Source organism: Actinospongiicola halichondriae, assembly GCF_049103745.1.
In the GTDB taxonomy this organism is placed as follows: domain Bacteria; phylum Actinomycetota; class Acidimicrobiia; order Acidimicrobiales; family Salinilacustritrichaceae; genus Salinilacustrithrix; species Salinilacustrithrix halichondriae.
The window spans coordinates 1,964,500-1,984,426 of sequence record NZ_CP171622.1; the positions used below are offsets into that span (position 1 = coordinate 1,964,500).

The 19,927-nt window shown below is 68.5% G+C and carries 22 protein-coding genes and 1 tRNA gene; 12 read left to right on the forward strand and 11 right to left on the reverse strand.

The features are described 5' to 3' along the window. Window positions 1-20 precede the first annotated feature (20 nt). Entirely contained in the window at window positions 21-815 is a 795-nt protein-coding gene (locus AB8619_RS09675; RefSeq protein WP_436796254.1) for an ABC transporter ATP-binding protein, read from the forward strand. Here AB8619_RS09675 and AB8619_RS09680 read toward each other — a convergent pair. Together AB8619_RS09680 and AB8619_RS09685 are read right to left on the reverse strand one after the other, a co-directional pair. Further along, window positions 789-1,232, reverse strand: a complete 444-nt coding sequence (locus AB8619_RS09680) for an SRPBCC family protein (protein ID WP_436796255.1) — start codon at window positions 1,230-1,232, stop codon at window positions 789-791. The genes AB8619_RS09675 and AB8619_RS09680 overlap by 27 nt on opposite strands. Then, a complete protein-coding gene (locus AB8619_RS09685) occupies window positions 1,232-2,485 on the reverse strand; it encodes a peptidoglycan DD-metalloendopeptidase family protein (RefSeq protein ID WP_436796256.1) in 1,254 nt (417 codons plus the stop codon). The genes AB8619_RS09680 and AB8619_RS09685 overlap by 1 nt, the downstream gene beginning before the upstream one ends. A 64-nt stretch (window positions 2,486-2,549) precedes the next feature. Between AB8619_RS09685 and AB8619_RS09690 the strand changes: the two genes are divergently transcribed. Together AB8619_RS09690 and AB8619_RS09695 are read left to right on the forward strand one after the other, a co-directional pair. After that, window positions 2,550-3,701 (forward strand): acyl-CoA dehydrogenase family protein, encoded by a 1,152-nt coding sequence (locus AB8619_RS09690; RefSeq protein ID WP_436796257.1) that lies wholly within the window; start codon window positions 2,550-2,552, stop codon window positions 3,699-3,701. A gap of 179 nt (window positions 3,702-3,880) precedes the next feature. Continuing rightward, window positions 3,881-4,249: a transglycosylase SLT domain-containing protein gene (locus tag AB8619_RS09695; RefSeq protein ID WP_436796258.1), complete on the forward strand. Its 369-nt coding sequence runs from the start codon at window positions 3,881-3,883 to the stop codon at window positions 4,247-4,249. A 1-nt stretch (window position 4,250) separates the two neighbouring features. Here the strand turns inward: AB8619_RS09695 and AB8619_RS09700 are convergent, their stop codons facing one another. The 3 genes from AB8619_RS09700 to AB8619_RS09710 are packed head-to-tail and all read right to left on the reverse strand — an operon-like array spanning window position 4,251 to window position 7,142. Continuing rightward, window positions 4,251-5,198, reverse strand: a complete 948-nt coding sequence (locus AB8619_RS09700) for a PfkB family carbohydrate kinase (protein WP_436796259.1) — start codon at window positions 5,196-5,198, stop codon at window positions 4,251-4,253. A 36-nt stretch (window positions 5,199-5,234) separates the two neighbouring features. After that, entirely contained in the window at window positions 5,235-6,473 is a 1,239-nt protein-coding gene (locus tag AB8619_RS09705; protein WP_436796260.1) for an acyl-CoA dehydrogenase family protein, read from the reverse strand. Between the two features lie 21 nt (window positions 6,474-6,494). Further along, complete coding sequence (locus tag AB8619_RS09710) at window positions 6,495-7,142, reverse strand: YceH family protein (protein ID WP_436796261.1); 648 nt, start codon at window positions 7,140-7,142, stop codon at window positions 6,495-6,497. Between the two features lie 68 nt (window positions 7,143-7,210). On the opposite strand from AB8619_RS09710, the gene AB8619_RS09715 reads away from it, so the two are divergent. The 6 genes from AB8619_RS09715 (at window position 7,211) to AB8619_RS09740 (ending at window position 11,388) form a co-directional block, all read left to right on the forward strand. Continuing rightward, complete coding sequence (locus tag AB8619_RS09715) at window positions 7,211-7,747, forward strand: SigE family RNA polymerase sigma factor (protein ID WP_436796262.1); 537 nt, start codon at window positions 7,211-7,213, stop codon at window positions 7,745-7,747. Continuing rightward, window positions 7,744-9,114: a neocarzinostatin apoprotein domain-containing protein gene (locus AB8619_RS09720; protein WP_436796263.1), complete on the forward strand. Its 1,371-nt coding sequence runs from the start codon at window positions 7,744-7,746 to the stop codon at window positions 9,112-9,114. Before AB8619_RS09715 ends, AB8619_RS09720 begins: the two co-directional genes overlap by 4 nt. 66 nt (window positions 9,115-9,180) lie before the next feature. Further along, window positions 9,181-9,660: a CarD family transcriptional regulator gene (locus AB8619_RS09725; protein ID WP_436796264.1), complete on the forward strand. Its 480-nt coding sequence runs from the start codon at window positions 9,181-9,183 to the stop codon at window positions 9,658-9,660. Between the two features lie 43 nt (window positions 9,661-9,703). Next, window positions 9,704-10,822: a hypothetical protein gene (locus AB8619_RS09730; protein ID WP_436796265.1), complete on the forward strand. Its 1,119-nt coding sequence runs from the start codon at window positions 9,704-9,706 to the stop codon at window positions 10,820-10,822. A 24-nt stretch (window positions 10,823-10,846) separates the two neighbouring features. Further along, a tRNA-Val gene (locus tag AB8619_RS09735) sits at window positions 10,847-10,920 on the forward strand. 81 nt (window positions 10,921-11,001) lie between these two features. Then, window positions 11,002-11,388, forward strand: coding sequence for a VOC family protein (locus AB8619_RS09740; RefSeq protein WP_436796266.1), 387 nt, complete (start codon window positions 11,002-11,004; stop codon window positions 11,386-11,388). 624 nt (window positions 11,389-12,012) lie between these two features. On the opposite strand, the gene AB8619_RS09745 is transcribed toward AB8619_RS09740, so the two are convergent. Genes AB8619_RS09745 through dinB form a run of 4 tightly spaced genes read right to left on the reverse strand, consistent with a single transcriptional unit; the run spans window position 12,013 to window position 14,636 of the window. Continuing rightward, a complete protein-coding gene (locus AB8619_RS09745; RefSeq protein ID WP_436796267.1) occupies window positions 12,013-12,384 on the reverse strand; it encodes a VOC family protein in 372 nt (123 codons plus the stop codon). Window positions 12,385-12,388: 4 nt separating this feature from the next. Next, the gene (locus tag AB8619_RS09750; protein WP_436796268.1) at window positions 12,389-13,282 is read right to left on the reverse strand and encodes a D-isomer specific 2-hydroxyacid dehydrogenase family protein; all 894 of its coding nucleotides are present in this window, start codon (window positions 13,280-13,282) and stop codon (window positions 12,389-12,391) included. After that, the gene (locus tag AB8619_RS09755; RefSeq protein ID WP_436796269.1) at window positions 13,261-13,428 is read right to left on the reverse strand and encodes a hypothetical protein; all 168 of its coding nucleotides are present in this window, start codon (window positions 13,426-13,428) and stop codon (window positions 13,261-13,263) included. Before AB8619_RS09755 ends, AB8619_RS09750 begins: the two co-directional genes overlap by 22 nt. A gap of 2 nt (window positions 13,429-13,430) precedes the next feature. Continuing rightward, complete coding sequence (gene dinB / locus AB8619_RS09760; RefSeq protein WP_436796270.1) at window positions 13,431-14,636, reverse strand: DNA polymerase IV; 1,206 nt, start codon at window positions 14,634-14,636, stop codon at window positions 13,431-13,433. A gap of 97 nt (window positions 14,637-14,733) precedes the next feature. Between dinB and AB8619_RS09765 the strand changes: the two genes are divergently transcribed. Continuing rightward, complete coding sequence (locus AB8619_RS09765) at window positions 14,734-15,981, forward strand: MFS transporter (RefSeq protein WP_436796271.1); 1,248 nt, start codon at window positions 14,734-14,736, stop codon at window positions 15,979-15,981. An 8-nt stretch (window positions 15,982-15,989) separates the two neighbouring features. Then, on the forward strand, window positions 15,990-17,210 hold the full coding sequence (locus tag AB8619_RS09770) for an amidohydrolase family protein (protein WP_436796272.1): 1,221 nt from the start codon (window positions 15,990-15,992) through the stop codon (window positions 17,208-17,210). Window positions 17,211-17,312: 102 nt separating this feature from the next. Here the strand turns inward: AB8619_RS09770 and AB8619_RS09775 are convergent, their stop codons facing one another. After that, window positions 17,313-18,614 (reverse strand): UDP-N-acetylmuramoyl-tripeptide--D-alanyl-D-alanine ligase, encoded by a 1,302-nt coding sequence (locus AB8619_RS09775; RefSeq protein ID WP_436796273.1) that lies wholly within the window; start codon window positions 18,612-18,614, stop codon window positions 17,313-17,315. A gap of 25 nt (window positions 18,615-18,639) precedes the next feature. Between AB8619_RS09775 and AB8619_RS09780 the strand changes: the two genes are divergently transcribed. Next, the gene (locus AB8619_RS09780; protein ID WP_436796274.1) at window positions 18,640-19,716 is read left to right on the forward strand and encodes a D-alanine--D-alanine ligase family protein; all 1,077 of its coding nucleotides are present in this window, start codon (window positions 18,640-18,642) and stop codon (window positions 19,714-19,716) included. 7 nt (window positions 19,717-19,723) lie between these two features. On the opposite strand, the gene AB8619_RS09785 is transcribed toward AB8619_RS09780, so the two are convergent. Further along, window positions 19,724-19,918 (reverse strand): hypothetical protein, encoded by a 195-nt coding sequence (locus AB8619_RS09785; RefSeq protein WP_436796275.1) that lies wholly within the window; start codon window positions 19,916-19,918, stop codon window positions 19,724-19,726. Window positions 19,919-19,927 lie beyond the last annotated feature (9 nt).

Here is a 19,927-nt window from a genome sequence, read left to right on the forward strand (position 1 = left end):
CCAGAGGCTACAAAGACCGGATGCCAACGGGACTCATCGACCTGGAACAAGTCGACGTGGATGTCGACGGGACGCGGATCCTCCACTCGATCGACTGGCAGGTGGGACCCGGAGAACGGTGGGTCGTCGTGGGCCCGAACGGATCGGGGAAGACCACGCTCCTCCGCCTCGTCGCCAGTTGGCAGCGTCCGTCCGGCGGCGCGGCGCACGTCCTCGGCGAGCGACTCGGCCGCACCGACATGCGGGCACTCCGCAAGCGCATCGGCTACACGAGTCAGTCGCTCAGCGACCTCCTCCGTCCCGCGATGACGCCCCACGAGGTCGTCCTCGCCGCGCCGAACGCGGCCCTCGAGACGTGGTGGCACACCTATTCGGCCGACGATCACCGCGACGCGTCCGAGCGTCTCCGCCTCTTCGGCATCCCCGAGGACGCCGAGTTCCGGCCACTGCGCACGCTCTCGGCCGGCGAGCGCCAACGGGTGCTGCTGGCCCGTGCGTTCACGGGCACCCCGGGACTCGTCGCACTCGACGAGCCCACGGCAGGCCTCGACATCGGTGGGCGCGAAGACCTCGTGGCCCGACTCGACCGAGCGGCGGCGACCACCGATGCACCGCTCGTCCTCGTCACCCACCACCTCGAGGAGATCCCACCGGCGTTCGATCGCGTCGTGCTGCTCGCCGGCGGTCGCATCGTCGACAAGGGCTCGACCACCGATTTGTTGACCTCGCAGCGGCTGTCGAGCCTCTACGGGGTCCCGCTCGAGATCACCTGCGTCGACGGCCGGTGGTCAGCTCGGAGTGGCGAGCGCCCGTAGCCGGGAGCGCGACGCCTCGATCTCGCTGGTCAGCAGGCGGTCGAGGAGGGGTACCCACAGCGTCCCGCCGTAGTGGAGGTCCATCGTCAGCGTCGAGGTGGGGCCCTCGCTGGTCACGGTGGCCGACAGCACCCATGCGGCGTGCTCACGACCGTCGGTCTCCCGGCGCTCGAACCGGACGTGACCCGGCGCGTCCTCGGCGGTGCGCACCATGCGGAGGCGCTTCGATCGTGCCAGCGGGCCGAGCTTGCCGCGCAGGGTGACGAACCATGCCGGTCCCGGATCGCCAGGGGCCTCGGGCGCTGACTCGGTCCGGGGAACGATCTCGAGCCACTGGTCGTAGGTGTCGAGCGACCCGACCCAGCGGTACAGCTCTTCGGCCGTGCAGGTGGCGTCCAGTGTGGCGGTGATGTCCATCAGCGTCTGGCCGCGAGATCGGCCACGACGCGGAGCAGGCCGTACGGATTGACGGCGTCACCGCCACCGGGATGGACCTGGAAGTGGAGGTGCGGCGCTCCGCCCTTCGCATTGCCCGTGTCACCGACGAAGCCGACGATGTCACCGGCCTCGACCGGCGTTCCCTCGCCGACACCCTCGACGAAGGCCTGGAGATGCGCGTAGTAGTAGTACGTGCCCGACTGGCCCTTGACCCAGAGCTTCTGACCGCCGAGCACGTCGTTGCCGACACGGATGACGACGCCTCGCTCGACGGCGTAGAGCGGTGTGCCGAAGTCGGCCATGATGTCGACACCCTGGTGCCCGTGCGAGTACTCGGTCCCCGTCATGCGCGGGAATCCCCAGCTGTCGATGAACGTGTACGGCTCGCCCACGGGGAAGACGAACCCTCGGATCACGATCTCGGACCCGGCGGCGAACACGGCCAGGTCGAATCGGCGCTCGGCGTTGAGTGACAGCACGTCCTCGAGGTGACGGCGGGCGTTGCGGAGCTCGCGACGGGTCGCTCCGACGTCCTCGATCGCGGCGAGGACGCCGTCGTCGACGACCTCCTTGGCCTGGAGGTACTCGCGCACGGACTTGCTGTCGGCCTCGGCGACGCTGCGCAACATCACGTTCCGCGTGCCGAGTTCGTTGGCGTCGGTCGACCCGATGATGGTGTCGAGTTCGGCGGCGTTGCCCCGGACGACCGCGTTGGCGATGCGCAGCTTGAACGTCCGCTCGGCCAGTTCGAGTCGCTGGACGGCGAGCTCCTGGGCCACACCCAGTCGAGCCAGCTCCCGCTGGAGACCGGCGAGGCGATCGGCGAGGACGTCGACGGTCTCGGCCGCGTCGGCGACCTCCTCGGCGCTCTTGAGCGCCTCGGCTCGGGCGACGGTCAGTTCCCGACGGATGATCCGACTCGCCGCGGCACCGTCGACGGCTTCGCCGGGCGGGAGCGGCACCGTGATGTCCGAGATCGGCACCTCTTCCGGCGGCGCGTCGACATGCCCGACCGGGTCTTCGTCGTCGATCGTCGTCGAGGTCGTCGAGGTGTCGTCGGGACCCGGCTTCGTCGTGGTCGTCGTCGAACTCGGAGCCGGGGTGGTGGTCGTGGTCGTCGTCGTGGAGGACGAGGTCGGCGGCGGTCCGGCCGGGGCCTCCTGCGCCGAGACCGGGCGCGCACCCACCGCCAGCAGCGAGAGCGCCAGGAAGGCAGCGAGGAGCCGGGACATGGGCCTGGCATGGTACCGACGGCCGGTTCCGATGGAAGCGTCGGCCGCCACTACCGTCCGCCCGGTGGAACGCACCATCTTCGAAGCCGAGCACGACCTCTTCCGCGAGAGCTTCCGGCGCTTCGTGGCCGACGAGATCCTCCCGCACTTCGAGTCGTGGGAAGCCGCTGGTCTCGCCGATCGCTCATTGTTCACCGAGGCCGGGGCGCACGGATTCCTCGGCATGGCCATCCCGGAGGACCTGGGCGGCGGGGGCGTCGACGACTTCCGCTACAACCTCGTGATCATCGAGGAGATCCAGCGAGCCGGTGCTGGTGGCGCCGGGCTGGGCATCACGCTCCACAACGACATCTGCCTGCCGTACTTCCTCACGCTCGCCAACGACGAGCAGAAGGCGCGGTGGCTCCCGGGCATCGCATCGGGCGAACTGATCACCGCCATCGCCATGACCGAGCCGGGCATCGGGTCGGACCTGGCGTCGATGGGCACGACGGCCGTGCGCGACGGCGACCACTTCGTCGTCAACGGATCGAAGACGTTCATCACCAACGGCATCAACAGCGACCTGGTGATCGTGGCGGTCAAGACCGATCCCTCCGCCAAGCACGCCGGCATGTCGCTCCTCGTGGTCGAGGCCGGCACCGAGGGATTCGAGCGCGGACGCAACCTCGACAAGATCGGGATGCACAGCCAGGACACGGCCGAACTCTTCTTCAGCGACGCGCACGTTCCCGTCGCCAACCTGTTGGGCGACGAGGGGCGCGGGTTCCACCACCTGGTCGACAAGCTCCCGCAGGAGCGGCTCTCGATCGCCGCGGCCGGGGTCGCGGCCGCCCGCGCCGGTCTCGACTGGACGGTCGAGTACGTGAAGGAGCGGCAGGCCTTCGGTCAGCCGATCGGGTCCTTCCAGAACACCCGATTCGTCCTCGCCGAGGTCGCCACCGAGGTCGAGGTCGCCCAGGCCTTCGTCGACAAGTGCGTGATCGCCCTCAACGAGCGCACGTTGACGGCGGAGGAGGCCTCGATGGCCAAGTGGTGGTGCACCGAGCTCCAGAAGCGCTGCATCGACAAGTGCCTCCAGCTCTTCGGCGGCTACGGCTACATGACCGAATACCCCATCGCACGCGCCTACGCCGACGCCCGGGTCACCACGATCTACGGCGGAACCACGGAGATCATGAAGGAGATCATCTCCAAGCGTCACCTCGGGCTGTAGCCACGCCTGAGACAGGTGTCACGACGCAAATATTGCGGTTTTGTTGCGAAAAGCCGCTAGACAGATTCCTCCGAACCCCATAGCAGGCCTGCCATTCCGATCGCAGCGACGCATCTCACCCCCGAGACGTCACCGGATCGACACAGCGAGCGCAGGCCGCCCACTTGGAGGACATCCCCGTGCGAACCATCAGCACTCCCTCGCGCCGCGTGCGCCGTCTCGGCCGCGGCGCGCTCCTCGGCTTCGCCCTCGTCGCCGTCTCGGCCTGCAGCCCGCAGCACTGGATCGTCACGCACTTCGACAGTGCCGGACAGGTCGACAGCGCCAACCGCATCGCCACGTGCGAGAGCAACATGGATCCGTCCGCGGTCAGCCCGACCAACGATCACGGCCTGTTCCAGATCAACGCCATCCATCGCGCCGACTTCGAACGGGTGACCGGCCAACCGTGGTCCAAGGTCTACGACGCCAACTACAACTCGATGTTCGCCCGCTGGCTCTTCGACCACCAGGGCTGGGGCCCGTGGACCTGTAAGAAGGTCCTCTGACTCAGGTGAGCTCGCCCCGCCGGGGCGGATCGGCCCCCGCCCGGGTGCACGCGATGCTCGCCGCCTTCGCGGCATAGGTCGCAGCAGTCCGCCACCAGTGACCGTCGAGACGGTCGAGCGCATCGCGCGACGCGATGTGATGCGCTGCGAGCGCGGCGAGCACCGCTCCGGCGAACGAGTCGCCGGCACCCACGGTGTCGACCACGTCGACCTTCGGAGCGGGAACGTCGATCACCTGGTCCTCGCGGATCACCGTCGCACCCTGCGCGCCCCGCGTGAGGAGGATGACACCCGGACGATGGGTGTCGTCGTCATCGTCTGCCGGCGTCACCCAGTGCCGGGCGGTCTCGACCGCATCGGCGCCCGGCGACATCCACTCGATGTCGTCGGTGCTGATCTTGAGGACATCGGCGATCCCGAGCCAGTGGTTGAACCGGCGGAGGTAGCGGTCGCGGGCGATGATGCGCGGCCGAGGGTTGGCGTCGACGTGGATCAGCGCACGGTGTTGCGCCGCGGCGAGCAGCCCCTCGAATCGCGACGCGACCGGCTCGATCACCATCGAGACCGAGCCGCTGACGTGCAGGATCCCGACGTCCGACGGCAGGTGGAGGTCGTTGACCCGGCTCGACGTCGTCGTCGTGCCCGCGACGTGGAAGGTGAAATCGCCGTCGGCTCCGTGGGCGACGAGCGCGACCGTGGTCGGTTCCGAGGTCGTCGGACAGTGCGCGTGGTCGACCAACGACGCAGCGAGGTGCGAGCGCAACATGTCGCCGAACTGGTCATCCGACAACACCCCGAGGAACGTCGTCGGCGCGCCGAGGCGCCCTGCCGCCACTGCAGCGTTGTAGGGCGCTCCCCCGGGCACGGCGCGCCACGTCCGACCGTCGGGATCGGTGGCGAGCAGATCGATGAGGGCTTCGCCCATGCAGACGACGCGCGGAGTGGTCACGCGGTGCAGCGTACGGAACGACTCCGCACGTTGGGGTCAGGCGAGAAGCGCCCGGGCGATGTGGGTGATCTGGATCTCGTCGGTGCCGGCGTAGATCTGGAGGACCTTGGCGTCGCGGGCCAGCTGCTCGACGTGGAACTCCGACATGTAGCCGTTGCCGCCGAAGATCTGCACCGCTTCGAGTGCGACCTCGGTGGCGGCACGAGCCGAGTACAGCTTCATGGCCGAAGCCTCGGCGAGCGTCATGCCACCGGTGGCACCGGCGGCCTGCGACTCGATCGAGCGGAACACGAGGTTCTGCACGTTGAGGCGGGCGACCTCCATGCGGGCCAGCTTCTCCTGGATCAGCTGGAACTGACCGATGGGCTGGCCGAACTGGACGCGGTCCTTGGCGTACTCGACCGACAGCTCGAGGCAGCGTTCGATCATGCCGAGCGCCATGGCAGCGACGCCGGAACGCTCGATCAGGAACGTGGCCTTGGCGCCGTCACGGCCGCCCTTCGACTGGTCCTCGGTCTCGCCGATGAGCCGGTCGATGCCGACGCGGACATCGGTGAGGAACAGCTCGCCCGTGGGTGAGCTGTGCATGCCCATCTTGCGGAGCGGCTTCGACTGCTCGAGCCCCTCCATGCCGGAGTCGAGCACGAAGTTGAGGATCTTGCGCTCTTCGGGCGGGTTGCCCTCGTCGAGCTTGCAGATGAACACGATCGTGTCGGCGTAGGGGCCGTTGGTGATGAACGTCTTCGATCCGTTGAGGACGTACTCGTCGCCGTCCTTGCGGGCGGTGGCCTTCATCGAACCGAACGCATCCGAACCCGAGCCGGGCTCGGTGATCGCCCACGCGCCGATCTTGTCGAGCGTCAGCAGGTCCTTGACCCAGCGCTCCTTCTGGCGGATCGTGCCCTTCGAGTTGATGGCCGCCGAGGTGAGACCGGTCGACACGCCGAGGGCGGTGACGAGTCCGGGGCTGTAGCGGCACAGCTCGATGATCGGGATCATGGTGATCGACCCGTCGCCGCCACCGCTCGACGAGCGCTCCGGCGGGGTCTCGCCCTTGGCGACGGCTTCCTCGACCGACTTCTCGAACGCGATCTGCTTGTCGAAGCGATCGGCCGCCATGGTGTCCATGCCGAAGGTCCTGTAGAGCTTGCGGAGCACGTCGTAGGGCGGCAGGTCGCCGAACTCGAGCTCCTCGCGCAGCGGCGCGACCTCGCTCTCGACGAACTGACGCACGGCGTCGCGCACCATCTGCTGTTCTTCGGACCATGTGAGCATGACGGGCACTCCCTGCTGGTATCAGTCGTTGCCAGAAGATGGTGACACGCCGAGCTCCTCCAGAACGGATTCGACCGCGGCGAGCCGGGACTCGAGCGCGGCGACACGAGCCGACAAGTCTGCGGGAGCGTGGGCCGAGGACGACTCGACCGCCGCCGCCTCGATCGGATCGGCGGCGCCGCCCAACAGGTCCGCCCAGCGGGTCTCCTTCTGCCCCACCTGTCGTTCGAGATGGACGACGAGTGGCTCCTCCCGCCCGGCCAGACCCTCGAGTGTCGCCTCGGTCTCGTCCAGCGAGGCGAACGCGTGCGATCGTTCGGTCCGCGTTCGCAACTCCGACAACGTCTGCGGACCGCGGAGGAAGAGGACGGCGACCAGCGCCAGCTCTCCCCGATCGAGTCCGAGGACCTCGTCGAGCACGTGGCGGTACTTGGTCGAACGGGCGCCGTGCGACGGGTGGACGAACCGGACCACGCCTCGGGCCTTCAGCCCGTCGAGGGTGCGTTGGAGCGTCGACGAGTCGAGGTCGGTGACCGGTTCCCGGTTGTTCTTCTGGTTGCAGCCGGCGACCAGGCTCTTGAGGGTCAACGGATAGGTGTCCGGGACCGTCGCCTCCTTCTCGATCAGCGTGCCCAGGACACGTCGCTCGACGGCATCGAAGGAGTCCATGCGCGAAATCTACGAGGTCGACTGAACCGACGTGGCCGGTCGTGCGTGTGTTGTGATGGATGACGACCATGACCGTCCCCGAGATCGAGATCGTGGGTACCCCCGAGGCGGAGACCCGACCGGACTTCGCCGCGTTCTTCCGGGCCGAGTACCCGGGCCTCGTCGCCCTGGCGACGGCCGTCACCGGCGACCGGCACGCGGGTGAGGACATCGCCTCCGAGGCCATGAGCCGCGCCTACCGGCGGTGGGCCCGCATCGCCTCGTACGACAAGCCGGGAGCGTGGACACGCCGTGTGGCGGTCAACCTGTTGCACTCACGCCGGCGACGCCTCGGCTCCGAGGTACGGGCCCTCCTCCGGGTGGGCAACGGCGACGCGGTCGATGCCGACGGGGCCGATCGGGTCGTGGGCGCCGACAACTTCGACGCCCTGCTGGCGCCACTGGCGCCACGCCAGCGCACCGCCACCGCGCTCCACTACCTCGCCGACCTGTCCGTGGCCGAGATCGCCGATGCCATGGGCTGCGCCGAAGGAACCGTGAAATCGCACCTCCACGCCGCTCGGACAGCGATGTCCGAGGCCCTCGAAGGGAACGAAGCACCATGACGACGCCAGACCCCACACCGGAGGACCAGGTCCGTCGGAGCGCGGCGCGCTTCCACGACCACGTCCTCGGCACCGTCGACCTCGACGCGGCACTCTCGCGCAGCCAGCGGTCATCCCGACGTCCCGCCGCACTTGCGGTCTCGATGCTCGCGGTGGTCGCGCTGATCGCTGCCGTGGTGATCCTCCGGCCACCGTCCGACGACGTCGACGTGGCCATCGACGAGGACGGCCTCTCGACCACCATCCCGGACGACTCGGCGCCGGTCCCCGACTTCGAGAACGCACCGGCACCGATCGGTCTCGGCGCGCCGGACGACGGGAAGGACTCGGTCCGCCTCCCGGTCATCGTCGAGCCCCCGACCGGCCTCGTCGACGGCCAGATGGTCTCGGTGAGCGGTCAGGGGTTCGCACCCGACACGTCGATCGGTGTGGTCATGTGCACCAAGGAAGCGGGTGTCGACCACGGTGCTCGCGGCATCGAGGCCTGCGACATCTCGCACTACGGCCAGGGCATGAGCGACGCCCAGGGCAACGCCACCGTCGAGTTCCGGGTCCAGCGCATCGTCCCGTTCGACGGCGAGGAGGTCGACTGCGCCTCCGAGCCCGGGCGCTGCATCGTCGGCATGGGCATGATCTCCGACTACGACCAGTCGGGTGGCTTCGCCGTCGACTTCGACCCATCGGTGCCCCTCCCCGACCCGCCAACCGTCGAACTCGGCAAGACCGAGGGCATCGCCGACGGCGAGACCGTGCCCATCGTCGTGACCGGTCTCGCACCGAACTCCGTGCTCTTCCTGCAGCAGTGCACGGACGGCTACACGTCGTGTGCGGAGACCTCGTCGGGCGAACAACGCGTCGACTCGAGCGGACGCTTCGAGGGAACCGTGCGCCTGTGGCGCTCGTTCGGCACCTACGGCGATCTCGGGCCGACCAATGTCGACTGCGCGGTCGCGGCGTGCGAACTGGTGATCAACGGCGACACCGGCAACAGTCGAGCGATCCCCAACGTCTCGATCGCCTTCGACCCGACCCGCGGGGCACGGACGCCACCGGTGTTGCGCCTCCTCGACGACGGTCCGTTCTCGCCCGGCGACACGTTCCGGGTGGCGGTCGACGGACTCGGCGAGTTCGAGTGGATCGACCTGCAGGTGTGCCCGGCGCCTGACGGCGAGTGCATCGCCTGGGGATCCCAGGGTCCCGGCGAGGCGTCGGTCGTCGAGGTCACGGTGGACTCCGGCAGCGCTGCCTGCGCCTCGGGCTGTCCGATCATCGCCTATGTCAACACCGCCGGCGGGCGCGGCCCCGGCGGGACGAGCGGCCCGCCACCGCTGTTCCCGGAACCGATCCTGGTCACGATCACCGGGTGACCGTCCCGATCTGGCAAACTGACCGACCCCCGCAGGACCGACGCGGGGAGCCATCGAGGAGAGCCAGTGACGTTCAAGGTCAACGATCGAGTGGTCTACCCCCACCATGGCGCTGCCGTGGTCGAGGGCAAAGAAGTCATGGAGATGTTCGGTGAGGAGAAGGAATTCCTCGTCCTGCGCATGACCCATGGCGACCTCATGCTGAAGGTGCCTTCGGACAAGGCCGAGGAGATCGGCATGCGCTACCCGATCTCGGTCGAGGACGTCGAGGACGTCTTCGAGGTGCTCGCCAAGAAGGACGTGCGCGAGCCCACCAACTGGTCGCGGCGGTTCAAGAACCACCAGGAGAAGCTCAAGTCGGGCGACGTCTACCAGGTGGCCGAGGTCGTCCGGAACCTTGCGCTGCGCGAAGCCGACAAGGGTCTCTCGGCCGGCGAGAAGTCGATGTTCGTGAAGGCCCGGCAGGTCCTGGTGTCCGAGCTGGCGTTCGCGCTCGACATCGACGAGGACGCCGCGCTCGACCGGCTCGAGAAGACGCTCGCCTGACCGTGACACCGTCCGGCCCCGCCCACGTGATGGGCTGGAAGCCGTGAGCGACGGTGACGACGCGAGCGCGCCAGCGGACTCGGAGCTGATCCGACGTCTCCGCCAGCGCGCGGCAGAACTCCAGAGTGGTGACGGACCCCCGGCACCGACGCCAGACCCGGAACCGGAACCCGTGCCGGAACCCGAGCCCGAGCCCGAGCCGGAACCAGAACCGGAGCTCCCCGCCGACGACGCAGACCCGTTCGCCGGCTGGGCCGAACTCACCCCGACCGTGGATCCGTCCAGTCGAGACCTCCTGTCGCAGTGGGCCGACGAGGAGCACATCGAGACCGAGTCACCCGCTCGCAATTGGACTCCGTTCGTCGCCGCCATCGTCGTCGTCCTCGTCGCGGCGATCCTGGCCGTCGGGGTCCGGTTCGCCCTCGACACCGAGAGCGATGGCGCCGGGTCCGGGGCACGTGGCGACGACGCCGAGGGGCCGTCGGTCACCGATGCCGATCCTCCGACCCTCGACGACCTGACCTCCGAGGTGACCGTGCCGCCGGGACCGGCCGAGGGCCTGGGCATCGCCGACAAGGGCGTGACGATCGTCGAGGACCGCTTCGACGCCGAGCGGCGCGAAGGCACCTTCGCCGTCATCATCGACAACCCCCACGCCGAATGGCTCGCCCAAGGCGTGCAGGTCGATGTCCGGATGCTGGACGAGGGCGGGAACGAAGTCGGTCGCGACTCCGCATTCCTCGAGGTCGTGCTGCCCGGCCAGCAGGTCGCCGTGGGCGCGCTGTTCTTCGACGCACCTACGGTGCCCGTCGTCGACCTCGCCGTCACCCTCGACGTCGCTCGCTGGCGGGAGACCGGCGGCTTCGACGGCGGCTTCACCGTCGGCGAGATCCTCACCGAGGAAGCCGAGTTCAGTGGCGTCCGCACCGGCTTCACGCTCCGGTCCGACTTCGCCGATCCCCTGGTCGACACCGGGGTCACCGCCGTCTACCGCGGGCCCGACGGACGCATCGTCGGCGGGTCCGACACCTTCCTCGACCTCCTCGAACCCGGCGTCGACACACCCGTCGAGATCAGCCTCCTCGCCAACATCCCCATCGACCAGATCACGTCGACCGAGATCTATCCGGCAGCTGGCTTCGGCTTCGTTCCCGACCAGTAGTAGGGTCCCCCGCTCCCGAGATCGGGGCGTATAGCTCAGTTGGCTAGAGCGCACGCTTCACACGCGTGAGGTCACAGGTTCGAGTCCTGTTACGCCCACGCTTTCTCGCCCTAGCGGGCGAGAAAGTCGCCGATGCTTCGCATCGGCAGCTACGTCAAGCCAGCGTTCAGGGGGCAGTCATGGGTGAGTACGGGCCGCGACTCGGGGGTGTGGGGATCGGCGTGTCCGACCTCGCCGCCGCCACCGCCTTCTACTGCGACGTGTTCGGGATGTCGAAGCTCGTCGACCTCGAGCTCGACACCATGGACGAGACGATCCTCACGGCTGAGGGCAGCCACGTCGCACTGATCCTCATGTGCCACACCGACGGCGTCGAGCGCGACCTCGCCAACACCGGTGGGAAGATCGTGGTCAACGTGGCCGACCCGGCAGCGACGATCGCTCTCGCCGTCGAACACGGCGGCGCCGTGATGCGCGAGCCCGAACCCAACGAGATGATGGGCGGCAAGCACATCGGGTTCATCACCGACCCCGACGGTCAGGTCATCGAACTCATCGAGGCCTGAACACGGCGACAAGGAGCGTGCTGTGGTCGCGCTCGAATCCGCAACCCAGAACCAGATCGAGCGCCGCACCGGGTGCTGAGCTGTTCTCTGGTCGTGGCGTCACGCTGGCGAGACGCCACAACCACAGAACCACGACCACTCCTGAACGACGCCGACTACCGGTTCTGGAGCGTCCCCGCAAGGGGGCCTGCGCACCGAATGCCACGCACCGCTGTTCTGCTGCGTCGGGGCATGGAGACGACACGCGCGATCGGCACCTCGGTGCGGGTTCTCCGTTCCGGGTTGCGATTCCACTCACCAGCGCGCGGAATCGAAGCCCAGAACGGATCGCCACTGGTTCTGGGTTGCGATTCCCTTCACGGGCGCGCGGATCCGCAACCCAGAGTCAATCCGGGCCGTACCGATTGCCGGTTCTTCACCGGCCGCGCAACCGGCGCACCCCGCCGCCAGCGCGGCCTATCGCTCGCCGGCGCGTGGACTCTTGCCGCGCAGGCTCGCAGGTTCCCCCGAACGCATCGAGGCCGGAGATTCCTCGGCGTCAGCCACGCGGCACCTCCGAGCGGACGTTGTCGCTCCGACACTGCACCACGCCACACCGACGGGCGGCGCCTCCGACGTGACCGATCAGTCTCGATAGTTGCGCAACTCGACTCGGTTGCCGTCCGGGTCGTTCAGGTACACCGAGTAGCCCTGACCACGGGCGCCGAACAGGTCGAACGGTCCGTCGGTGGGGGTGATGGTCCCGGCGGCGATCAGATCGTCGATGTCGTCCTCGACGACGAGGCAGAAGTGGTCGGCGTTCTCGCCCGATCGGGCGACCTCCATCAGGTCGATGATGAACCCGTCGTGCACCCGAACGCTGACGAACAGCGCCTCGCCCGCTTCCCACTCGGCGAGGCGAACCGGCTCGAGGCCGAGGACGCCGGCGTAGAACTCGAGCGAGCGGTGGACGTCGGCGACGTTGAGCACGACGTGGTCGATCTCGGTGATCCGCATCGGCTCAGTATCCCGCTTCGACGTCGATCCTGCCGATCAGTTCCTCGCCGGCGATGAACCGTCGGACGTTGTCGCGCACCCGGGCCGTCAACAACGGAACCGCCATCTCCGGCGTGTTGCCCACGTGCGGCGAGATGAAGCAGTTCGGCAGCGCCCAGAGCGGATGACCGTCGGGCAGCGGCTCGGGGTCGGTCACGTCGAGACCAGCCCCACCGATCGCTCCGTCGGCGAGGACGCGGACGAGGTCGTCGGTGACGATGTGGCCGCCACGGGCGACGTTGACGATCCACCCGTGCGACGGCAGCAGGCGGAGGCGCCGCTCGTCGAAGAGCCCCTCGGTCTCCGGCGTGAGCGGTAGCGCGAGGACGACGACGTCGGTCGATGGCAGCAGATGGTCGAGATCGTCGAGCGTTGGGGCGACCGATCGGCGGATGACGCGGACGTCTGCCCCGAACGGTTCGAGCAACCGGACGAGTGACTGGGCGATCCCGCCTCCGCCGACGATCGTGACCGTCGCGCCGATCAGGTTCCGTCCCTCCGGCGGCTCCCAGGTGGTTGCGGGGGCATAGGTCGCCATCCCCCGCAGTCCCATCAGCGCGAAGAGCAACGCCTGCTCGGCGACGGGATCGGCGTAGACGCCCTTGCCGCAGGTCCATACCCGGTCATCGTCGAGGATCGGCACGAACGGTTCGATGCCGGCCCAGGGCAGCTGCACCCAGGCGATGTCCGGGTGCTCGTCGAGGACTGCTCGCAGCCGACCGGGGTCCCTCGGGTCGGTCCACACGACGGCGTCGACCGGGCCTTCACTGACGTCGGTGACGGCCGTGGCCCCGCCGGCTTCGATGGCGTCAGCGAGCCAGGTGCGGCTCGGGCCGATCAGTACGGTCCGTCGCAACACGAGTCTCGCTGACCGCACTGGGTGCAGCGGTAGTGGGCGTGCTCGGGGCGCAACTGGCCGCCGCAGTGCCAGCACTGCGTCGACAGGTCGCAGCTGGCGTGGTTCTCGGGGGCCGGCGGTGCCTGAGGCTCGGTGTCCGTCTCCATGGTCACGACGCTACGTCGGGGAGCATCGGAACCGAGCGACCATCGTCGCGACCCATCAGGGAAGCGCGGACCACGGCCTCATGCCCGAATCGTTCGCGCACGTCGTCGAGCACGTGGTCGAGCGATCGGCGGTCGTGGCCGTCGAGGTCCAGCCCCAACTGCACCGCGTCGGCGTTGGACAGGTCGGCGACCGAGATACCGAGCAGCGAACACCCGGCCGACTCGAGGTGTGGCCACCGCTCCCCCAACAGGTCGCGCCCGGCGGCGAGGAACTCGTCGGTGCGATCGGTCGGCTGCACGAGCGTGCGGGCGCGGGTCTGGCGCGACATGTCGTCCATGCGGAACCGCACCGTGATCGTTCGGCCCACCCGCCGCCCCGCCCGCAGCCGCTCCGTCACGCGTTCGACCAACGACAACAGGACCTGGTCCAACTCGTCGAGCGAACGCCGTCCGCGCCCCAGCGCGCGCTGCGACCCCACCGACGACCGTCGACGTCCCGTCGTGACGGTTCGCCGGTCGTGGTTGTGCGAGAGCGAGTGGAGATGTCGACCGGTCGCCGGCCCCAGCATCGCCACCAGCGCCGACTCGGGCAGCCCCGCGATGTCGCCGACCGTGTGCAGTCCGCGGGAGCGCAACTTGTCGGCGGTCACCGGTCCGACGCCCCACAACCGACGCACGTCGAGGGGATGGAGGAAGGCGAGTTCAGCGTCCGGATCGACCACGAGGAGCCCGTCCGGTTTGCCGACACCGCTGGCGACCTTGGCCAGGAACTTCGTACGAGCGACACCGACCGTGATGGGCAGCCCGACCTCGTCGAGCACCCGTCGACGCAGACGCTCGGCGATGGCTCTCGGCGTGCCGGCGAGACGTCGGAGACCGTGGACGTCGAGGAACGCCTCGTCGATCGACAGCCCCTCGACCAGGGGCGTCGTGTCGTGGAAGATCTCGAAGACCGCCGCGCTCGCCGCCGAGTATGCCTCCATGTGCGGTTCGACGACGACGGCGTTCGGGCACAACGCACGCGCCTGGCGGCCGTTCATGGCGGTGCGGACGCCACGGGCCTTGGCCTCGTAGCTGGCGGCCAGCACCACACCCCCGCCGACGATGACCGGCTTTCCCCGCAGCGACGGGTCGTCGCGCTGTTCGACCGAGGCGTAGAAGGCATCGAGATCGGCGTGCAGGATGCCAGCCGTGTCGGAGTCGCTCACCGAACACATGTTCGCTCACGGAGGCCATCTTGGCAAGGCCCGGGAATATCTTGACCCGATGGTCAAGTTGGGAGCGGGGATGACACACTCCCCCTCCGTGGACACGCGCGCGCCCGACAACAGCCACGACATGGGCGACGGCAAGGCACTCACCGTGCTCCGCCAACGGACGTTCCGCATCGTCTACATCGGTGCGTTCTTCTCCAACATCGGCACGTGGATGCAGAACGTCGTCCTCGGCGCCTGGGCCTACGACCTCACCAACTCCCCGTCGTTCGTCGGCGTCATCCTCTTCGCCCAGCTCGGTCCGATGCTGTTCTTCTCGATGATCGGCGGGTTGCTGGCCGACAGCTTCGATCGACGCCACCTCCTGATCTTCATCTCCGCCACCCAGGCGATCCTGGCCATCGGCCTCGCCGGCGTCGCCACCTCGGCCGACCCGAACCTCTACGTCATCGTCGGCATCGTGTTCCTGATCGGCACGGGTCAGTCCGTCTTCGGCCCCGCCTACTCGGCGGTGCTCCCCGACCTGGCGGGCCCCGGCAACCTCGCCGGCGCAATCTCGCTCAACTCGACGCAGATGAACGGCTCGCGGGTCATCGGACCGGCGATCGGCGGCTTCTTGTTCGCCCGCTACAGCGAGTCGCTGGTCTTCCTGATCAACGCCGGTACGTATCTGTTCGTCATCGGTGCGCTCCTGTCGATCCGCCTCCCCGAGGTCGCGTCCGACGACAACCACGAGCCCCGGCTGCAACGGCTCGCGCTGGGATTCCGCATCGCGCGCAGTCGTCACCCCGTCGGCCGGAGCCTGTCGCTGATGGTCTTGTTCTCCTTCCTGTGTCTCCCCTTCATCGGCCAGATGCCCGTGCTCGCCGACCGCAACCTCGGCATCGCGGCCAAGTCGACCGAGTACGGCTGGCTCTACGCCTGTTTCGGCCTCGGCGCCATGCTCGGCGCACTGTCGATCGGGACGGTGTTCTCCCACATGCGCAAGGAAGTGCTGGTCCGGAACGGTCTCGTCGCCTTCGCCATCGCGCTGGCCGTGTTCTCGTGGCTGCGGATGCCGCTGCCGGCCTACGTGCTGATCGCGGTCGTCGGGTTCTTCTACTTCGGGATCGTGACCGCACTCTCGACCGTCCTGCAGACCCACCTCGCCGGCAACGAGCGCGGACGCGTCATGGCACTGTGGATGATGGCCTTCGGCGGGACCGTTCCGATCGGCAACCTCGTGGCCGGCCCGCTCATCGACGCCACTTCGGTCACCACCATCGTCTTCCCCGGCGCGATCATTGCGTTGGGACTGGCCTGGTACGCAGATCTGTATCCGAGGCCCACCGACCGCTAGGGGGACACATGCCGTACATCGAGGGGCGCGTGGTGCACGACGCCGACGCCCACATCATGGAGACACCGACATGGTTGCGTGATCACGCCGACCCGGACATCCGTGAGCGGATCCAGCCCCTCGAGTTGACCGGCGGCAACGAACTGAAGCAGACCGGCGACCCCGACGAGCAACTCCAGGACCTGCGGGCCACGTTCGAGCGGCTGGCGGCCAAGCATGCGTCGGACGAATATCGTGCCGACGAGGCCACCGAGATCATGCTGCGGAAGAACTTCGCCGCCACCGGATCGTTCACTCCCGACGACCGCCCGCGGGCGCTCGACCTGCTCGGCGTCTCCAGCCAGCTGGTGTTCAACACGTTCCACAACCGCCGCCTCCACGACTGGGAGCACTCGGGCGACGTCGATCTGGCGTACGGGACGGCACGGGCCCACAACCGGGGCATGACCGAGTTCTGCTCCGTCGACGAGCGACTCCTCCCCACCTGTTACGTGCCGCTCGTCGACTTCGACCTCGCCGCGACCATGGCAGCGGAGTCCGCCGAGATGGGTGCTGCTGCGCTGCTGGTCGCGAGCGGCTGTCCCGACGGCCACTCCCCCAGCCACCGATCGCTCGACTCCGTGTGGGCCATCGCTCAGGAGGCCGGCATCCCCGTGGTCTTCCACGTGGGCGGCACCGGCGACCTGATCGATCGCGACTACTTCCGCAACGGACTCCCCATCCCGCCGGACTTCCACGGTGGCGAGGAGAACTTCCGGTCGGTCGACTACATGGCGATCCCGTTCCCGCCGGCGCAGACGATGGCGACGCTCATCTTCGACGGCGTGCTCGAGCGCTTCCCCGACCTGCGCTTCGGCTGCATCGAACAAGGTGCGATCTGGGTGCCGTCGTGGATGCGCCAGATGGAGTCGGCGTTCGACGCGTTCCATCGCCACGAGGAGCGGTTGCAGTCGCTCAGCCTGCGACCGTCGGAGTACGTGCACCGTCAGATGAAGTTCACGCCGTATCCGACCGAGGACGTCGGCTGGGTGGTCGAACAGGCCGGCGCCGACCTCGTGCTGTTCAACACCGACTACCCCCATGTCGAGGGTGGGAGGAGGCCGCTCGAACGCTTCGAGGCCTCGCTCGACGCCTCCGACGTGTCCGAACCCGACCGCGAGCGCTTCTACCGCACCAACTTCGTCGACCTCATGGGCGCCGGCATGCCCGCCACCGTCGCCGCCGCCTGACCCCAACCCCCAAACCCCAACCCCCAAACCCACAACGCCAAAAACCTGGCTTCTGGGTGCGCGATCGGTACTCCTGGAGTACCGATCGCGCACCCAGAACGGTCAGGGGAGGAGTTGGGCGGCGACGGATTCGAGGCCGGCGGAGCGGCTGGCCTTGACCAGGACGGCATCGCCGTCGCCGATGGGGCCCAGCGCGTCGACCGCCGCCCCGGGTGACGGGACGTCGACCCCGGTGCCGTAGAGCGGACAGTCGACGGTGATCACCTCGATGCCCAGGTCCTCCGCAAGCTCGCCCATCTCCGCATGACGAGCCGCGCTTTGGTCGCCGAGTTCGGCCATCAGCCCCAGCACGGCGACGTGGCGATCGGCGTCGATGGCGGCGAGCGAATGGAGCGCAGCGTCGAGGGCGGTCGGATTGGAGTTGTAGGCGTCGTTGATCACGACGGCGCCCGTCGCCGTCCGGTGCAGTTCCATCCGCCACGGCGAGAGCGCAGCGTCGTGCAGTCCCGCGGCGACGGCCTCGATCGGGACCCCCTGAGCCAGACCAGCAGCTGCGGCGGCGAGGGCATTGCCGACCTGGTGGACTCCGTGGACCGACAGATGCACGTCGGTGCTCCCCCACGGCGACGACAACCGGAATCGCGGCCGGAGTTCCTCGTCGACCCCGATCTTCTGGGCCACGACGTCGCCAGACACGCCGTAGGTGAGGACACGGGCGTCGGTGCGTTCGGACATCTTCAGGACGCGTGCGTCGCTGCCGTTGAGGACGACGAAGCCGTCGACGGGGACGGCCTCGACGAGCTCACCTTTGCCCAACGCGACCTCGTCGAGTCCGGCGAACTCCGATGTGTGCACCTCGGCGACCATGGTCACGATCGCCGCCGACGGACGTGCGACGTCGCACAAGGTCCGGATGTGGCCGACGCCCCGCGCTCCCATCTCCTGCACCAACACCTCGGTGTCCTCCGGTGCGTTGACGAGCGTCAGCGGCACCCCGATCTCGTTGTTGAAGCTCTTCGCGCTCGCTGCGGTCCGGAACGTGGTGGCCAGGACCGACGCCAACAGGTCCTTGACCGACGTCTTCCCCACCGATCCGGTGACGCCAATGACGGCTTCGGGCAGGCGGTCGCGCGCAGCGGCGCCCAGGCGGGTGAACGCAGTCATCGTGTCGTCGACCCGGATCGCCGTGCCACCGACCGGGTCTTTCGCCGTCAGGTACGCGCCGGCGCCGGCATCGATCGCCGTCGGGATGAAGTCGTGGCCGTCGCGCTCGGCCACCAACGGCACGAACAACTGCCCGGCGCTGACGCTGCGGGAATCGATCGATGCGCCCTCGACCGCAACGTCGTCGCCGACGAGTTCTCCACGGGTCACCGATGCGATCTGACTGGTCGTGAACCTCACCGGTGGAGTCTTACACTCCGCTGCCATGCCACTTCCGGATCGTGTCCGTCTGATCTTGCTCTTCGGTGGCCGATCGGCCGAACACGAGGTGAGCTGCACCACCGCCGCCCACGTGCTCGCAGCGATCGACCACGACCGCTACGACGCCGTTCCCGTCGGCATCACCAAGGCGGGCGAGTGGCTGCGGTCCGACGACGCCATCGCCGCACTCCGACAGGGCGCGAAGGCGCTCCCCGACCGACTCGAGGCGACCGGTACCGCCGTCGAACCGCTGCCGACGATGCAGCCCGTGACCGCCGACGTCCCGGTCGTCGTCCTACCGCTGCTCCACGGTCCGTACGGCGAGGACGGCACCGTGCAGGGTCTCCTCGAGCTGGCGAACGTGCCCTACGTCGGCACGGGCGTGCTCGGCTCGGCGGTCTCGATGGACAAGGCGGCAGCCAAGGAGATGCTCTCCGCTCACGGCCTGCCCCAGTGCGCGTGGGAGTCGGCGCAGGTCCGAGACATCGACGACGAGTTCCTCGCGCTCGTGGCCGACCGGCTCGGCTATCCGATCTTCGTCAAGCCGGCGAACATGGGCAGTTCGATCGGCGTGTCGAAGGTCCGGGACGCCGAGCAGCTCGCCGCCGCCGTGACCGAGGCGGCTCGCTACGACGACTGGCTCGTGTTCGAGGAGAACGTCGACGGGCGCGAACTCGAGTGCGGCATCCTCGGCAACGCCACGCCCCGTGCTTCGGTGATCGGCGAGGTGCGGCCGGGCGCCGACTTCTACGACTACGACGACAAGTACGCCGACGGGGCCGAGCTCCTCATCCCCGCGCCGCTCCCCCAAGCGGTCAGCGACGAACTCCGAGCGCTCGCCGTGCAGACCTTCGAGGCGCTGCGCTGCGAGGGCATGGCCCGGGTCGACTTCTTCTGGGAGGAGGACGGTCGTGGACCCCTCATCAACGAGGTCAACACGATCCCCGGCTTCACGCCGATCTCCCAGTACCCGCGTCTCTGGGAAGCCAGCGGCATCCCCTACGCCAAGTTGATCGACGAGCTCGTGGCGCTCGCTCTGGAGCGCCACGAGCGTCGATCACGCTTCAGCACCGAACGCTGACGGCACGTCACACCTGCACCTCGGCACGGACCGACACCCGGCTCCCGTCCGCCAGGATCATCGCGATCTCCGCGGGGTACGTACCCGGCTCCTCGCTGATGGACGCCATCGCCGTGCGCAGCGTCAGGACACCATCGGCGTACACGATCCAGAAGTCACCGTCGTTCACGTACACGTGCCCAGGACCGTCGGGTTCCATCACGACTTCGAC

Excerpts from the sequence above, each read along its gene's own strand:
- AB8619_RS09675 (WP_436796254.1), top strand. The coding sequence starts at position 21 with ATGCCAACGGGACTCATCGACCTGGAACAAGTCGACGTGGATGTCGAC.
- AB8619_RS09680 (WP_436796255.1), bottom strand. The coding sequence starts at position 1,232 with ATGGACATCACCGCCACACTGGACGCCACCTGCACGGCCGAAGAGCTG.
- AB8619_RS09685 (WP_436796256.1), bottom strand. The coding sequence starts at position 2,485 with ATGTCCCGGCTCCTCGCTGCCTTCCTGGCGCTCTCGCTGCTGGCGGTG.
- AB8619_RS09705 (WP_436796260.1), bottom strand. The coding sequence starts at position 6,473 with ATGCTCACATGGTCCGAAGAACAGCAGATGGTGCGCGACGCCGTGCGT.
- AB8619_RS09710 (WP_436796261.1), bottom strand. The coding sequence starts at position 7,142 with ATGGACTCCTTCGATGCCGTCGAGCGACGTGTCCTGGGCACGCTGATC.
- AB8619_RS09715 (WP_436796262.1), top strand. The coding sequence starts at position 7,211 with ATGACCGTCCCCGAGATCGAGATCGTGGGTACCCCCGAGGCGGAGACC.
- AB8619_RS09720 (WP_436796263.1), top strand. The coding sequence starts at position 7,744 with ATGACGACGCCAGACCCCACACCGGAGGACCAGGTCCGTCGGAGCGCG.
- AB8619_RS09740 (WP_436796266.1), top strand. The coding sequence starts at position 11,002 with ATGGGTGAGTACGGGCCGCGACTCGGGGGTGTGGGGATCGGCGTGTCC.
- AB8619_RS09745 (WP_436796267.1), bottom strand. The coding sequence starts at position 12,384 with ATGCGGATCACCGAGATCGACCACGTCGTGCTCAACGTCGCCGACGTC.
- AB8619_RS09755 (WP_436796269.1), bottom strand. The coding sequence starts at position 13,428 with ATGGAGACGGACACCGAGCCTCAGGCACCGCCGGCCCCCGAGAACCAC.
- AB8619_RS09770 (WP_436796272.1), top strand. The coding sequence starts at position 15,990 with ATGCCGTACATCGAGGGGCGCGTGGTGCACGACGCCGACGCCCACATC.
- AB8619_RS09780 (WP_436796274.1), top strand. The coding sequence starts at position 18,640 with ATGCCACTTCCGGATCGTGTCCGTCTGATCTTGCTCTTCGGTGGCCGA.